Below are 15559 nucleotides of genomic sequence, written 5' to 3' on the forward strand. Positions count from 1 at the left end.
GGTGTTGCGGTTGCTCGACTGACAGGTGTCGGCGGCAGGGATTGCCGCCGTCAAGTCTACATGGACGTATATACGGCGTCCTGTCTGACGAGTAACCGCAGCCTAACCACCAGCACTTTCATATAAGGGGGTGAAGAAATCATCTTCATGACCGTTAGGATCAAACGTTCTCCTGCCAGCGTCTGTAGAGTAAAGCCGACAACAAGGCGGTTTGTAACAACGCACAAACCAGAGCGCCACTTGCCGAATCCGCCCACAGCGGAAAAAACAGCGCGGCCAGCCAATTTTGCCCCGCCAGGGTGAACATACCCGGAAGGATGCCATACAACAACACGCCCCATAGCAGTGTCAGGCTTAAGGCGCGTTGTGGATTTTTGCCGTAGCTGAAAAACAGGTACAAAGCCACATCGCGCAATAACAGCAATAAAACCGGCAGCGGATAAAAATGAAAGCTGTTGCCCAGATTGCGCATAGGATGTTCAGACAAGCTGAGCAGCAGCGCGAAAGGTGTGGCCAGCAGCAAGCTAACACACCAGACGGGCAATTCTTCTGCGCTGCGCCGCCAATTGTGTTGCTGCAGATAAGTCAACAACCGTTTAATACGAATGGCTTCGTTACGTTCGATCACAACACCGATATAGCCGAGTGAGATGCATACCATAAAAGCCATCAGTGAAAACGGGTATGAGGTGCCGGGCAGGAAGCCACCCAAATAGACGATCAAAAATACCGCAAATGCCAGCCAGCACCAGGGAGTTGTCCTTATTCCCAATTCTTGTGACATCAACCGGTAGTTACCCACGCTGCACCAGAATAATGCCAATAACAGACTGATCAGTTCAAAATCCTGCTGAATGATGCGCAAGTGATACCAGGTTACCGCCGCCGTTTGCTGAAAATAGCCAAAACTGGCGAAGCGATTCCATGGCGCGATGATGAACACGCCTAATAAAACGATTAATAGCGTTGACCCGGTTTTGGTGTGTCCCTGACGAACGCTGATCTGACCCAATAAAAGGCTGAGTCCTTGTACCAGCAGAGCGCCTCCGGTTGCATAAAAACAAGGCCAAAACAGGGGTTGTCCCGGTTCACTGGCAATCAGATAAACCAGCAGGCAAATCAACCCGGCATACCAGACCATGATCGTACTGCCCAGCCATTTACCCCAGGTCATCTGCCATGGGCTTAATGCCGATAAACGTTGAGTATCCCATGTGCGGTCGCGGTATTCCTCTACCACGCTATCCATCGTTTGCCGGACACCCCATAGCAGCGTGATAATCAGAAACAAAGTCATAGCAGCTTGCGCGCTGCCGCTTGCCAACCGGTGGTTATCCGCAAAATAGCTGAACGTGAAAACAGCTCCGAGAATCAACGGAATGCCGATCAGCCGCGCATGTGAGCATTCCAGATAAAGCTGCCGCTGAAATTCAGGATTGATATTCATGGCCGTTGTTTAATGGTTTCCAAATAAGCGTCCTGCAAATTTCCGGGGGCGGGAGCGAACTCGCATACCGGTAAATCGAGTGCCAGTAACTGTTTTAAGATACGGTGCTGCTGCACGGCGTCACCGTCGATTGTCAGCCAGACCAGTTGATCGTTTTCAATTTTTAACAAACTGATTCCGGTCACTTGTTCCAGTATTTCCTTGAGATTGTTTATGGGTGTTGCCAGTGACAATTTGTAGGGCGTGCTGTAGATATTGCGGTTTTTTATTGCCACCTGTTCGACAATCCGTCCCTGACGCAGTACCAGCATGTCACTGCAATAGGCTTCCAGTTCAGCGAGGATGTGCGAGGAAACCAGTAGCGTCATGCCTTGTTGTTGTAAATCCAGAAAGAGTTCGGCCAACTCATGACGCGCTTCCGGATCCAGTCCTGACGCTGGTTCATCAAGCAGGACAACTTGTGGTTGGTGGATTATGGCCTGGGCGATGGCGACGCGTTGACGCAGTCCCCGCGACAATTCGCCGGGGTGCATCTCCAGCCGCTCGAGAATGTGAAGACGCTTGCAAGCATCGGCAACTGCCGCGTCGCAATCCTGTTCGTCTATCCCTTGGGCGCGGGCTACATAATGCAGGCACTGACGGACAGTCAGCCGTTGATACAGGCCGAAAAAGTCGGATAAATAACCGATGATACGGTGGCAATCGCGCGGCTGTTCCAGAACATCAATACCATCGATTCTAATCGCTCCGCTGATCGGCTGGTCCAGCGCTGCCATGCAGCGCAACAGTGTGGTTTTTCCCGCGCCGTTGGGCCCGGTCAATGCGGTTATGCTGCCCCGTTCTATCCGAAAAGAAACATCATCCAATGCCCGCAGGCCCGGATATTCAAAAATCAGGTGGTCGACAGCAATCATCGTAAGCGGTGTTTAGTTGGCAGATGCAGTTTGGCTGAGCCACTTAATGAGTTCGGTTTTGGCTTGGCGTGTCAGCGAGACAAAACTTTTTATTGCGCCCTGGGCGTCTGCGGATTCATTGATTTCTTCCAGGCGAAAAAAACGGGTACTGATAGCTTTTTTGTCTTTACCGAATAATTCAACCGAGAAGCTGAACAGGCTTTTTGCAGAATGGGCGCTGTCGAATTGCTGTTCAAAGTCGATCACATGTAAGTGTAATTGGTTCTCCGGAGGTAGTGGAAGGGATGCAAAATATCGGCTTAATAACTGGGTGGGTGGAGCTACCCATCGATCCAGTGAATAGGCTTTTACAAGTGTCGGTGCTTTGTACAGTTGGCGATAGCGGAGCCGGGTATCGTTCAGCCACTCAGGTGCGGAGATGATCAGGCGCCTGTCTGAATTGAGATCGTCATGGGACGTTATCTCAGTCAAAGGTCCCAGATCATGTTGCGCTGTGCCTAATGGTTTATTAAACGCGTTGCAACCAGTCATTAAGGCGCTGAGCAGGATTGCGCGAATGATCAAAGATATGTGTGTCATGGTGTCTCCTGATAGCCTGGTTCGCCAGGCCCCGGCTCTTCTTGCGGTGGACCCAGAATAAATGCCTGGGGATTGTCTTCCACCAGCGATGCCAGGCGTTTGACTTGCTGCAGGGTTGATTGGAACTCAGTGATAATGTCATTAAACCGGGGCAGGGTAGTATCAACCAGGATTTCAGTGGCTTTATCGCCGCCTTTTATCAGTCCGTCGGCCTTTTTACTGAGTGTTTTGATGCCGATTGCAGCGTCTCGGACGTCATGAGTCATCTTGTCAATATTTTTAAACGTGTTTTGAGCGTTATTTTTAACTTCCGGCATATCGGTCAATAAGCCGCTGAGCTGGTCTTCGATGCCGATCAATTTACTGCTGGCAATATTCAGGTTTTTCAGAATAGCCACGCCTTCCGCTTCATTTTCTTCACTTAAGAAATGATCGAGTCGCGCCATTAATTTTTCGGCTTTAGCCAGGATATCCTGACCTGAGTCCATGAGCCGGTCGGTTAATGAGGGCAGAAGAGGAATAAAATCGCGTGAACTCAAGCCTCCCGAGGGTAACAGGTCTTTGTTGTTGCCCGCGTCCTGCAAGTCAATTTGAGTCAGTCCGGTGACGCCTTTCAATCTCAGTGTGGCATAGAGTCCGCGGGTAAAGTTAAGGCCTTTTTCAACCTCTATGGGGATAAGTATGGTCAACGGATCTTCGGTATCAAAATAGACACGCCTTACCTTACCGACAGCAATGCCCCGGTAAAATACGGTTGACTCCGGATTAAGGCCGGAAACGGAGCCGCGCGTAGAGATCACATATAGCTCACGTTCTTTTTCAAAATTGCCGAGCCAATAAATAATTGCGGCGGTGCCGGTCAGCAAGATTAATAAAAAAAGACCGGTTATAAACGCGTGTGTATTTCTACCCAAGTTTTACCTCATTGATGCATAAATATTTTTTCGGCATTTTTGTTATGAAAAAACTGCCGGGCGAAGGAATGATCGCAGTTTAGCACAGCGCTTACCGGCCCATAGGCGATAAGTTGCTGATCCGCCAGAACGGCTACTTTTGTGCACAAGTCGTTCAATACATTCAAATCGTGAGTGACCATGACGACAGTGAAATTCAGTTCATTATGCAGCGCATCCAGCAAATCGACAAAACCCTGGCTTGCAATTGGATCAAGTCCCGAGGTGGGTTCATCCAGGAGCAGTAATTTGGGTTCAAGGATCAGCGCCCGGGCCAGCGCAACACGCTTGATCATCCCGCCGGACAATTCTGCGGGCATCAGCCAGGCATCTTGCGGTTCAAGGCCGACCATAGTCAGCTTTAAATTGACCAGATGTTCTATGAGTGAAGGATTGTTAAGTTTAAGTTCCCGCAAGGGAAAAGCGATGTTCTCAAACACGTCAAGAGAACTGAATAAGGCACCCTTTTGAAATAAAACCCCGCATTGGTTTTTAAGTTGCCCTGAAGCATGCGGCTGCCGGTAGTTGATATCATGGCCCAGTATTGACAAGCGCCCCTGGCTGGGTGCTTGAAGGCCTATTATTTCTCGCAGCAACGTTGTTTTTCCGCAGCCGGATGCGCCAACCAGTCCCAAAATCTCGCCTTTTTCCAGCGTGAAGCTGATATCGCGATGGATGATTTTTTTGCCAAATTGTGTCCACACGTTTTCAACAACGATGGCGGGTATGGCTTTCATGGCATCCCTACTTTCATGAAGAGAATGGCAAAGACGGCATCCACCATGATTACGATAGTAATGGCCGCGACGACGGAGTTTGTCGTTTCGTTGCCTAAGCTCTCGGTATTGGGTTTAATCATAAAGCCAAAGTGGCAGGCGACCAGCGCAATCAGCACGCCAAACACGGAAGCTTTTAACAGGCCGATGAAAATATTTACCAGTGGAACGGAATTCGGCAGTCGCACAAAAAATTGCTGCATGCTGATATCCAGTTGATGGTTGGCCGATAACATGCCGCCGAGTAATGCGGCAATGTCGGTCCATATCGTCAGCAAAGGCAGCGTAATTAACAAAGCGATCACTTTGGGGAAAATCAATCGGACTGAATGGGAAATACCCATCGCGGAAAGCGCATCCAGTTCTTCGGTTACACGCATGATGCCGATTTGTGCCGTCATGGCAGAACCCGAACGGCCGGCAACGAGAATAGCCGCGAGCAGTGGGCCCAGTTCCCGCAAGATGCTCAAGCCCAGGATGTCGATAATATAGATTTCCGCTCCGAAAGCTTGCAATTGCAGTGCGGATAAATAACTTAAGACAACACCGATTAAAAAACCAACCAATGCCGTAATTCCTAAGGCGCGAACCCCGGCATCAAAAATAGTCATAGAAATTTCAGCCCAGGGTATTTCGCCGGGTTTTCTGAGCAAATACAAAAAATCCAGAACCAGCTGGCCGATAAGGATGACGCCATCGTTTATCTGTCTGAGTGCGCCTCTTATTTGCTCACTCACCATGAGTAATTGGTGGGTCAGGTCTTTTTTCGTTTTGATTCGCTGAATAGGAGGGCATTCCTGCCAGCGTTTGAACAGATTCTGATGATCCGGCTTGAGTTGGGCATGTTCGGGCATCGTCTTGTCCCAAGCCTGCCAAATGACAAAAGCGCCCGCGCTATCCAGTGTTTCTATGTCCGTCAGATGCCAATGGGGGGCTGGTAACTCCTGGCAAGCCTTTAACTCTTTGGCAAGGAAGGGATGATCTTTCAGGCTAAGTAATGTCCAGGCACCGCGCAAACGTACGACACGGACATTTTTTTGTTGTGTGATTTCAATACGTGGCCTGGATACGTTCTCAGCCATTGAGCTTAACCTTAACTTAAAAAGCTTATTCTAACGCTAAGTCATGCCCATAGCGGATTATTTGCAACTTTCGACCTGCAAATTAATGGCAATCCTTCAAATGGGCTGCAGAATCAAACCTACATAAATTTGATCGGAAAGAGCTGTCCATGCTGGAAACGTGGCAGGCCTTAAATAATTATTGACAACACTGATAATAAGCCTACAATGCATTCCAGCTAGAAAATGTACTTTACCTTTGTTTACCGCTCGATGCCTCGTTTGTAGTCTTTCGTCCTGTTCTTCATCAGTAATTTCCAAATTTACCAGCTCTACCGCCTTTTTAAGGCTTTATATTTATTTTTCTCAGGATTTATTATGTCTACAATGACTACCGGCACCGTCAAATGGTTTAACTCTGATAAAGGCTTTGGCTTTATCGAACAGAAGCAAGGCCCTGACGTTTTCGTACATTTTAAAAATATCTTGGATACCAGCGGTTACAGATCGTTGAATGAAGGACAAGCTGTAAAATTCAAGCTTGGCATGGGCGTAAAAGGCCCACAAGCTGAAGAAGTCAGCGTTATCTAAGTTATAAAAGTTTCTGAGGTTTAGAAAAGTCGACTAATCGTTTAAGTTAGTCACTCTCTCTGCCCAGTACAATAAACCGGCACTGTTTTTACAGACTGCCGGTTTTTTTATGTCCGCAAGTTTTTGAAGCGGCAGGGGTTGCCGCCGTCAAGCTGATGCCGCTTTTGCACCAGTGTTTTGTTTCATTAAGCTTAACCTCAAATCTAAAAAAGCTTATCCTAACGCTGCTTTATTACACTGTGTGTGGGTTTACATTTTACAGACTGCCTCATCAGGGGCTATGAAACTTCATTTGAAAGGCAAGCTCATGGCAACACAAAATCAAGATTCATCAAACATCAGCCTGTATAACCGATGGCTAAACTGGCTTGATCGTAATGTTTATGATCTGGGCAGACAGATGCGAATAAGCTATGTTCCGCCTTTGATGGTTTATTTAGCCGCCGGTATTTCCGGATTAACAGGGATAGTCGGGACTTTTTTTGTAAAAGACTATCTTGGTTTGTCGGCCGAGTTTTTGGCGACCCTCAGTTTCTGGGTGATGTTGCCATGGACGCTGAAAATGCCCATGGGACATCTGGTGGATAGATATTGGCGCCATAAGGGGGCTTTTATTTATGTCGGAGCCGGCCTGATCGCCGCCAGCCTGATCATCATGGCGAGTCTGCTGGGTGATAGGGCTTATATGACACGGATCATGCCTGCTGAAACCTGGTATGTATTGGCGACATTGTTGGCGCCAATCGGCTATGTCATTCAGGATACGGTGGCGGATGCCATGACGGTTGAAGCAGTACCCCGAGTGGATGATCAAGGTCAGCCCATTTCCGAATTGCAAATGATGCTGGGGCACACGACCATGCAGACTTTGGGGCGAGTGGCCATTATAGGTGGCAGTTTATTGGTCGCGGGCGCTAATGTAATCGCATTTAATGGCGTTGAGTTATTGACCGAAGCTGAGAAAACAGCGGTTTATCTGTCGGTATACCATTGGGCTTTACTGATTCCGATTGTATCGGTGTTGGGCGTTATTCTGGCAGCCTATCTCAGGTCCCAACAGGAATGGCGATTAGCTGCCCAGGGGTTTGAGCAAGATCATATCGAGCAGTTGTTAGGCCGTGATGACCAGGAACCTGCCTCGATGAACCCTTGGATATTGGGCGGCAGCTTGACATTTGTTCTGTTTGCCTTGGTGATGGGGCTCAGTAATATCCCTTACAAAGAAGAGATCGTCTTTGCGGGTTCGTTAGCTATCGTATTATTTCTGATTAAATATTTGACATTGGAACTGGACGAACACGCGCGAAAAACCCTGTTCGGTACCGCGTTAGTGATTTTTGTTTTCCGTGCCGTTCCAACGACAGGTGCAGGAGAAACCTGGTGGATGATTGATGAACTGGCATTCGATCAACAGTTTCTGGCGCAACTGTCGTTATTGACCAGTTCGCTGACGCTGCTAGGGATGTTTTTATTCAGACGGTTTATGGCCGAACGCCCCATTACCCATATCATTGCTGTATTAACCATAGCGGGTACGGTACTTTACCTGCCTAATATCGGTTTATATTACGGGATACACGAATGGACCGCTGCGCATACCGGCGGTGTTGTCGATGCAAGGTTCATTGCCTTGTTTGATTCGGCGCTGGAATCGCCGCTGGGGCAAGTGTCAATGATTCCAATGCTGGCCTGGATTGCCAGTTCAGCACCCGAAAAAACAAAAGCAACCTATTTTGCCGTCATGGCGGCATTCGTTAATCTTGCGCTATCGTTATCTCAGCTCATCACCAAGTTGCTCAATAAAATCTTTATCATTACCCGAGAAATTAAAGACGCAACGACCGGCGCAATAGAAGTTCCTGCCGATTACAGCCAATTAGGTGAGTTATTATTTACGGTCATGTTTTTGGGGCTGGCCATGCCTTTATTGGCCATCTATATCACCCGGCGCTATTTTCTAAATGAAAAATACGCGACGAAAATAGACGGAAAATGATCAATTAATCTCGTCCGAATTGACATGAGCTCGGCTGCTGAATTAGAGTTCTGTAATCGTGCATTATCGATAAACCATAACAATAAATGAGAGAGGAGTAAGCAGCATGGCATCGCCCTTAATTCAATTAGCATTGGATTCATTGGATTTCGATCAAACCATCAATTTGGCTGAGCAAGCCGCGCCTTATGTTGATATTTTTGAGATCGGAACACCGTGTATCAAATTTAACGGTATAGAAATAGTCAAAGCGCTAAAAGCAAAATTTCCAAACAAACTGCTTCTCGTAGACCTCAAAACAATGGATGCCGGTGAGTACGAAGCAACTCCATTTTATGCGGCCGGAGCCGATATTTGTACAGTGCTGGGTGTCTCGGGCATGGCTACAATCGGCGGCGTGATTAAAGCTGCAAAAGCACATCATGCAGAAGTGCAGGTTGATTTGATCAACGTACCCAACAAAGTCGAATGCGCACGTCAAGCCGCCGAATTAGGCGCGCAAATTATAGGCGTTCATACCGGATTGGATGCACAGGCTGCGGGGCAAACGCCTTTTGCCGATCTTCAGGATATTGCCCGCCTGGGTTTGAATGTAAGAATTTCAGTCGCAGGTGGAATCAATCAGTCAACGGCACAAGAGGTTGCTGACGCCGGTGCGGATATCATCGTTGTTGGTGCGGCGATTTATGGTGCGGCATCGCCGGCATCTGCGGCACGCCTGATTCGCTTAAATGCAGACGGTAAAGCTACGCATCGGCATTTTGTGCTGGATAAAATTGCCTCTGTTTTGGCGACGACTCAAGACGCCTATAATGAGCAACTGACCGATATGCTCGATAGCGCTAGACGCATTTTTATTTCAGGCGCAGGCCGTTCCGGACTGGTTTGCCGCTTCTTCGCTATGCGTCTGGTTCATAGCGGCTACGACGTCAGCGTAGTCGGTGAAGTGGTAACGCCCAGTATTCGTCCGGGTGACTTGTTAATTGTGATTTCAGGTTCGGGCGAAACCGAACAATTGATTGCCTTTACCAAGAAAGCCAAAGAAGTGGGCGCCGATATTGCGTTGATTTCAGCCAAGGATGACTCAACCATTGGCGATTTGGCGACAGCGGTTTTTCAAATCGGCCGTGCCGATCAATACAAAAAAGTGGTCGGAATGCCGATGGGTACAGTATTCGAGCTGTCCACCCTGTGGTTCCTGGAAGCGTTAATTTCGCATATCATCCATGAGAAAGGCATTCCTGAAGAAATCATGAGATCAAGACACGCTAATCTTGAATAATGGTTTGAAGTGGCAAAATTCTCCTGAATCGGGAGAGTTGATATTTTCAAGATATCTTTTCGGCAGGCTGCCGGACACAAGCCATGGATGGCTTTCCTTCCTGAACCGGATATTCGCTTTCTTGCGGACAGATCAATCGCACCACCGAAGCCAAGTTGAAAAATAAAATATCTCCACAGTCGGTTCTATTACTCCTGTCTGGTCGAAAATGAGTTGGCTTGCAACTCAAATCAAATCCAAGGAGAATGAACTGATTGCGTTCTATGCTGTCCTTTGGAAGAAATAATAAAATAGCTTTGGGCAATGTAACTATTCAGCGAGGCCACAAAACAATGTTGATACACCGTGTATGTTGCGGTTGGTGATAGCCAACCCAACACTTCAATGCGATGGCGTTAATTGTTGGGTTGCTAAAAGCAGGCAACCCAACCTACTCTGGATAATAACTGGGAAATAACCTTAACTTAACGAAAAAAGAGATTGAACAATGATAAAAAGATATACCGGCTTATTTGCTACTGTGTTAATCGGTCTTTCATTAAGCTTGGGCGGCATTCAGGATGCTGAGGCCAAACGCTTCGGAGGCGGCAGCTCATTTGGTGGAAAATCGGCTTTCAGCATGCCTTATAAACGTTCTGCAGCGCAGCCTGCAAAATCCCCTTCGCAACAGCAAGCCACTAACCAAAATCAAACAGCTAAACAACAATTGGCCAAACGTGGCGGATTAATGGGAATGCTGGGCGGTCTGGCTTTGGGTGGTTTACTTGGCGCAATGCTGTTTGGCGGTGCATTTGAAGGCATTAACTTTGTCGATATCCTGATGTTTGCAGGTATCGCATTTGTGCTTTACAAGCTCTTTGCTGCCAAAGCGGGTTCGGCCAGAAAGCCGGCCTACAGTTACGAGCGATCCGGGTATGATGAAACAGGTTCAGACAATGCTGCAAACAATACTCAGCCTCAGGCTGCCAGCGGCTCTTCTGCATTTAATACGGATCTTTTATTCAAAAAAGATAAACCCGCAGAATCAGCTAATCCGGTTATGAATTTTCAGCGGGATGCGGATTTTAACAACCCAATTGTTCCTGCCGGATTTAATGAGGCGGATTTTCTTGCAGGCGCCAAAAATGCCTATAAGAGTTTGCAATCAGCTTGGGATCAAAGAGACTTGGCAGAAATTCGCAGTCTAACCACCGACAAGGTATTCGGCGAGATTCAAGATCAATTGAAAGCCAGCAGCGATGAAAATCATACGGAAATATTGAAATTGAATGCCGAGTTGCTTGAAGTAAGAGAAATCGGGCAAGATCTGGAAGCGGTCGTGCTTTTCGATGCGATCATGCGCGAAGATAATGACAGTCAGGCTAATCAAGTCAGGGAAATCTGGCATTTCACCAAAACAAAGAACAGCATTCAGCCAAAATGGTATTTGGATGGTATTCAGCAGTTGGAAGACTGATTCAAAAACTAGCTAAAATGTAGTTATTCTCCTGGTTGATCGAGTGACAGATTACGAACCTGTCACTCCAAAAACGGGCTCCATCTGGGTAAGTTCTTTCGTGTTTGACCCGCATCCCGGCATTCGAAACGATGTACACCACGCTGAAAATTCACAACAGCGCCAAAATTCTTCTGGTAGAAGACCATAAACCTCTGGCGGAGGCCGTTGGCGCTTATCTTGAGAGTGCCGGATTTATCATGGATTATGCTCATGATGGCCTGTGTGCCCTGCATTTGGCGACAACTCAGCGCTACGACGCGATTATCCTTGATATCTCTTTGCCCGGAATTGACGGATTGACGATATGCCTGCGCCTTCGTCAGGACGCGCACTTGTCAACGCCTATTCTTATGCTGACAGCCAGGGACCAATTGCAAGACAAATTGGCCGGTTTTCAGCATGGCGCAGATGATTATCTGATCAAACCATTCGATATGCCCGAACTGGAAGCGCGTATTGTGGCTTTAATTAGGCGCGAGCGGGGGGAGTTGGATGAGGCTGTCTATAAAATCCATGATTTGAGTTTTGATACACGCACCATGCAGGTCATGCGAAACGGGCAGATGATCCATTTGTCACCAACCTGCTTGCGTATTTTACGAATATTGATGCGCGAGTCACCCAATCTGGTTACCCGTGAGCAATTGGAACAAGAGCTTTGGGGCGAGTTGACACCGGACAGCGATACTTTACGCAGTCATTTATACAAGCTGCGTAAAGCGATCGACAAACCTTTTGAGCATCCTTTACTGGAAACTCAGCAAGGATTGGGCTTTAGATTAGTTGCTCCTGAATCGAACTGACCTGAAAAGCTTGTCAACTGTCTGACCATCCTCTTTGGCTATTCTATTGCTCTTTCGGCGCTACAATCTCGCAGCCTTGTCCATAAAAAACCAGCGATTTGATAAAGGGCGTAATGGCAATAGTTAATGACGTTCTGTTTATGAATGCCTTAACATCAACCTCAACAGCCTGATCAAAATGCTTGATCCATTCTTCGGTAATTTTGAGTTGAGCTTCCATTTCACTGAGTGCAAAGGGATCAAAATCGAACTCGGTTTTATCGACCGCCTGCTTCATGGCTTTTAACGCAATCGATTCAATCTGTTTAGCAAAACCATTGAACACTTCCGCGCCTTCTGCCTTTTTGATCCTGTCAATATCGCCGGGTGATGCATAGGTAAGAAATACCCCTTGAACACCTTGCCTATCATTCTTGCAAGCGCCCCCATCCATCATATTGATAAGCCGCAACTCTTTTCCCTCAACAAGCACACTGAAAGGAGGCATTTCTTCGGATTGGGGAATGCTTTGCGCTTTTTCCTCAGGCACGGGTGGTGCAATTTTTGTCTCCTCGGCCGGAAGCGGTTTAACCGGTTCGGTTGAACAGGCCGATATCACTAGCGCTAAAGTTAATAACGTAAAAAGTCTGATTAATGTCATGAGCGTATCTTTTTTAAGTTAGGTGGTTATAAACAGATTATCAGTATTCCATGTTTTTTCTTAAAGGCACTATTCGCGTTATTAGTTGAAAGGTCATCAAAGCCGTCATTCCGGCATCCAGGTCACAAGTATGAAAGTCCAACGCCATCCAACGACAATCCGTGCCGGGGCGACACCCACTATTTACCTGAACTTAGTCATCTTAAAGCCCGATTAAGCTTTTTATAAGTTTAATTTTGTAAGATTTAGCTTACGCACATGTACATATATTTGAGTCAGTGCTTTAAGTCAACAAGGGGAAAATTAATACAGATGAGATTGAGTTTTACTCATTGTCTTCCTGGACAGGCTCAAAAGTGTGCGTTGATTCATTAAATGGACTCTAACTTTATCAAATGAAACCTACTTCTGATTTTCTGCCAACCCCGTCACATCAAACTCAACCGATTTTATTAAACTCTTTCCCCAGCGGATCAAGAAAAGAAAAAAATCCATTCATAAAGATCCGAATAATTAAAGATTCAAATTAGGGCAAAACCATCGAAAGGTGGTGACGCAAAGTTTCCAGTCTAACGGAGTTACTCCTATGATAGTGGGATTGCTAAAATGGCAAAAAAACAATGATTTGGCCATTTTAATTCACATTCATGGAACTCCTTCGGGCAATTTATATAGGAGAAGAGTCATGTACTCATCTAAAAGCCGAAGCAGTGACAAAAACCAAACAAGTTCATTAAGTGTAAGCCAAGATCCGATTCTACATAAAGGAATGAACTTTAATATAAAAATGTCAGCAGTCATGTTTATATCCGCGCTGATTCCATTTACATCTACTTACGCCCAACAAGTGAACAACCCTGTAAAAGCAGGTGTGCAAAATATTCAGAAAAAAGGCCATTTTGCCCCTGAATTGTTTGATGATTTTGGAATCACTCAATCAACAAAAAAAGTGTTGCCTACCAAAGCAATTAAAGGTCGAAACCGCTCAGTAAAAGTAAATACCGATATACTGTGGTCAGATTCTTTAACATTAACGCTGTTCGATGATGTCGTTGTTACAGTGATAAGAGATCGTTTGATTGATAAGGTGAAAGGCAGTACCACCTGGATAGGACATGTAGCGGGTGAGTCCAACAGCGAAGTTTTTTTGACAGTGCGGGGAAGCAATATGTCAGGCACTGTGAGCATCGGGGATGATCTGTATGAAATCAATCTAGGTGCGAATGATCTGCATGAAATCACTAAAGTTGATCCTGCTAGAAATCCTGATCACGGCGATGACGCAAAAGCTGTTGAAGACTTTATTGCGGAGGGCGGTGAGATTGACACCACTGGTTCTAGTGAGCCGGTAGTAGCCAATGCCGAAATTAATGCAGGCACAGTAATTGATGTTATGGTTGTGTATACGCCGCAATCACGGATTAATGCTTACGGGCAAAGCGGTATCGAGGCTAAAATTGTAAACGCAGTTGCCAAAGCCAATCAATCCTATATCAACAGTCAAATCGATATGCAAATTAATCTCGTGCATATGGCTGAAGTTAGCTATGTAGAATCGGGATCAACATCAACAAGCTTATCTGATATCACTGGCACCAGTGACGGCAAGATGGATGCAGTTCATACATTACGTAATCAGTATGGAGCCGACCAGGTTGTTTTGATAACAACAGACACCAGTGCATGTGGAACAGGTTATTTAATGAGTAGCCCCAGTACTTCTTTTGCATCTTATGCATTCAGTGTCGTGCATGATGATTCCAAATACGCTTGTCTTTCCAATCACACATTGGCGCATGAGTTAGGTCATAATCAAGGCAGTCATCATGATCGTGCCAGTGCTACTTCAACACCTGCATACGATTACTCTTACGGCTACCGCTTATGTCAAACCGGTGGATTCAGAACCGTCATGTCATATGATTGCAGCGGCGGAACCCGGGTAGGCTATTTTTCGAATCCTAAAGTGACTTTCAATGGTGAATATACCGGAACGGCTACTGAAGATAACGCTCGTTCAATGACCAATACCAAAGCGATCGTGGCAGCATTCCGAGGGACTGTTGATAAGTCATTGCCTGTTGCTCCAAGTGGTTTGGCGGCTTTGATGTTGTCAGATAAGGAAATTAGCATCAGTTGGGCAGATAATTCTGGTAATGAAACCGGATTCAGATTAGAAAGATCGATGGATGGCGTCAATTGGACCGAATTTGCAGTTGTGGGTGTTAATGTTCGCAGCTTTACTGATGCGGGCCTTGTTGCAAATACGACATATCAATACCGGATAAGAGCCTACAATAGTAACGGTACTTCAAGTTATTCGAATATCGGTAGCGCTACAACCAAAGCTGCAGTCACTCAAACCTGTATTAATAACTCTCCGGCACTAAGCTTGGCGCCTACAGCTATTTACACAATGGCCGGTGCAACCGTTAGTTTTAATATAGCCTTGGCTAATCAGGATTCCTCTGTTTGCGGCGCTACCCTGTTTAATCTTTCCAATAGTGAGGGGGGAGCCATAGGGTCTTATACCCTATCTCCAGGTGCTTCGACTTCTACATCGTGGATGATAAATGCACCAACGATTGATGGTAGTTACACAAAGTCGGTTACTGCATCTGCTGTCTCACACAGTAGCGTAACCAAATCAGCTACCATCATTGTTGACGGTACCGCACCTACCGCACCTGGCAATTTAAAAGTGGCTATAAAAAGAAACTCACAAGTAGCGATTAGCTGGAGCGCTTCTACTGATTCAGGTTCCGGTCTTGATCGGTATGTAGTAAGCCGTAATGGAGTTAGGATTGCCACTCTTACAACCACCAATTATACCGATAAGCCTGGAACAGGTGTGATGACCTATACCGTTGAGGCTTTTGATAAAGTTGGAAATGTTAAAGGAAGCAGCACTTCAATTACAGTGGGGGGCACTGTTGTCAAAGACAGAAAGTAACAAATTTTTAAACGAAAAAAAAAGGGCGCTTATTGCGCCCTTTTTTGTTTCGATCAAAATTTAGAT

General features: G+C 46.4%; 13 protein-coding genes and 1 riboswitch. Of the genes, 6 read left to right on the forward strand and 7 right to left on the reverse strand.

The window, feature by feature from the left end:
* Nucleotides 1-160 precede the first annotated feature (160 nt).
* Genes GO003_RS05775 through GO003_RS05800 form a run of 6 tightly spaced genes read right to left on the reverse strand, consistent with a single transcriptional unit; the run spans nt 161 to nt 5751 of the window.
* On the reverse strand, nt 161-1447 hold the full coding sequence (locus GO003_RS05775) for an ABC transporter permease (protein WP_159651986.1): 1287 nt from the start codon (nt 1445-1447) through the stop codon (nt 161-163).
* Entirely contained in the window at nt 1444-2361 is a 918-nt protein-coding gene (locus tag GO003_RS05780; RefSeq protein ID WP_159651984.1) for an ABC transporter ATP-binding protein, read from the reverse strand. The genes GO003_RS05775 and GO003_RS05780 overlap by 4 nt, the downstream gene beginning before the upstream one ends.
* A gap of 12 nt (nt 2362-2373) precedes the next feature.
* Nucleotides 2374-2940 carry a hypothetical protein gene (locus GO003_RS05785; RefSeq protein ID WP_159651982.1) on the reverse strand — a complete coding sequence of 189 codons (567 nt, stop codon included), beginning with the start codon at nt 2938-2940 and terminating at the stop codon, nt 2374-2376.
* On the reverse strand, nt 2937-3854 hold the full coding sequence (locus tag GO003_RS05790) for an MlaD family protein (RefSeq protein WP_159651980.1): 918 nt from the start codon (nt 3852-3854) through the stop codon (nt 2937-2939). Before GO003_RS05790 ends, GO003_RS05785 begins: the two co-directional genes overlap by 4 nt.
* An 8-nt stretch (nt 3855-3862) precedes the next feature.
* Entirely contained in the window at nt 3863-4630 is a 768-nt protein-coding gene (locus tag GO003_RS05795) for an ABC transporter ATP-binding protein (RefSeq protein WP_159651978.1), read from the reverse strand.
* Nucleotides 4627-5751, reverse strand: coding sequence for an MlaE family ABC transporter permease (locus tag GO003_RS05800; protein WP_159651976.1), 1125 nt, complete (start codon nt 5749-5751; stop codon nt 4627-4629). The genes GO003_RS05795 and GO003_RS05800 overlap by 4 nt, the downstream gene beginning before the upstream one ends.
* Nucleotides 5752-6108: 357 nt before the next feature.
* Between GO003_RS05800 and GO003_RS05805 the strand changes: the two genes are divergently transcribed.
* The 5 genes from GO003_RS05805 (at nt 6109) to GO003_RS05825 (ending at nt 11900) form a co-directional block, all read left to right on the forward strand.
* Complete coding sequence (locus GO003_RS05805; protein WP_304896345.1) at nt 6109-6321, forward strand: cold-shock protein; 213 nt, start codon at nt 6109-6111, stop codon at nt 6319-6321.
* A 307-nt stretch (nt 6322-6628) separates the two neighbouring features.
* Nucleotides 6629-8317, forward strand: a complete 1689-nt coding sequence (locus tag GO003_RS05810) for an MFS transporter (protein WP_159651974.1) — start codon at nt 6629-6631, stop codon at nt 8315-8317.
* A 106-nt stretch (nt 8318-8423) separates the two neighbouring features.
* Entirely contained in the window at nt 8424-9599 is a 1176-nt protein-coding gene (hxlAB, locus tag GO003_RS05815) for a bifunctional 3-hexulose-6-phosphate synthase/6-phospho-3-hexuloisomerase (RefSeq protein WP_159651972.1), read from the forward strand.
* Nucleotides 9600-10086: 487 nt separating this feature from the next.
* A complete protein-coding gene (locus GO003_RS05820; protein WP_159651970.1) occupies nt 10087-11055 on the forward strand; it encodes a Tim44 domain-containing protein in 969 nt (322 codons plus the stop codon).
* Between the two features lie 131 nt (nt 11056-11186).
* Complete coding sequence (locus GO003_RS05825; protein WP_159651968.1) at nt 11187-11900, forward strand: response regulator transcription factor; 714 nt, start codon at nt 11187-11189, stop codon at nt 11898-11900.
* Between the two features lie 43 nt (nt 11901-11943).
* On the opposite strand, the gene GO003_RS05830 is transcribed toward GO003_RS05825, so the two are convergent.
* Nucleotides 11944-12540, reverse strand: coding sequence for a YdgH/BhsA/McbA family protein (locus tag GO003_RS05830; RefSeq protein WP_159651966.1), 597 nt, complete (start codon nt 12538-12540; stop codon nt 11944-11946).
* A gap of 520 nt (nt 12541-13060) precedes the next feature.
* Nucleotides 13061-13146: riboswitch (cyclic di-GMP riboswitch) on the forward strand.
* Between the two features lie 79 nt (nt 13147-13225).
* Between GO003_RS05830 and GO003_RS05835 the strand changes: the two genes are divergently transcribed.
* Complete coding sequence (locus GO003_RS05835) at nt 13226-15493, forward strand: M12 family metallo-peptidase (RefSeq protein WP_159651964.1); 2268 nt, start codon at nt 13226-13228, stop codon at nt 15491-15493.
* Nucleotides 15494-15559: the final 66 nt, after the last annotated feature.

The organism is Methylicorpusculum oleiharenae, from assembly GCF_009828925.2.
Taxonomy (GTDB): domain Bacteria; phylum Pseudomonadota; class Gammaproteobacteria; order Methylococcales; family Methylomonadaceae; genus Methylicorpusculum; species Methylicorpusculum oleiharenae.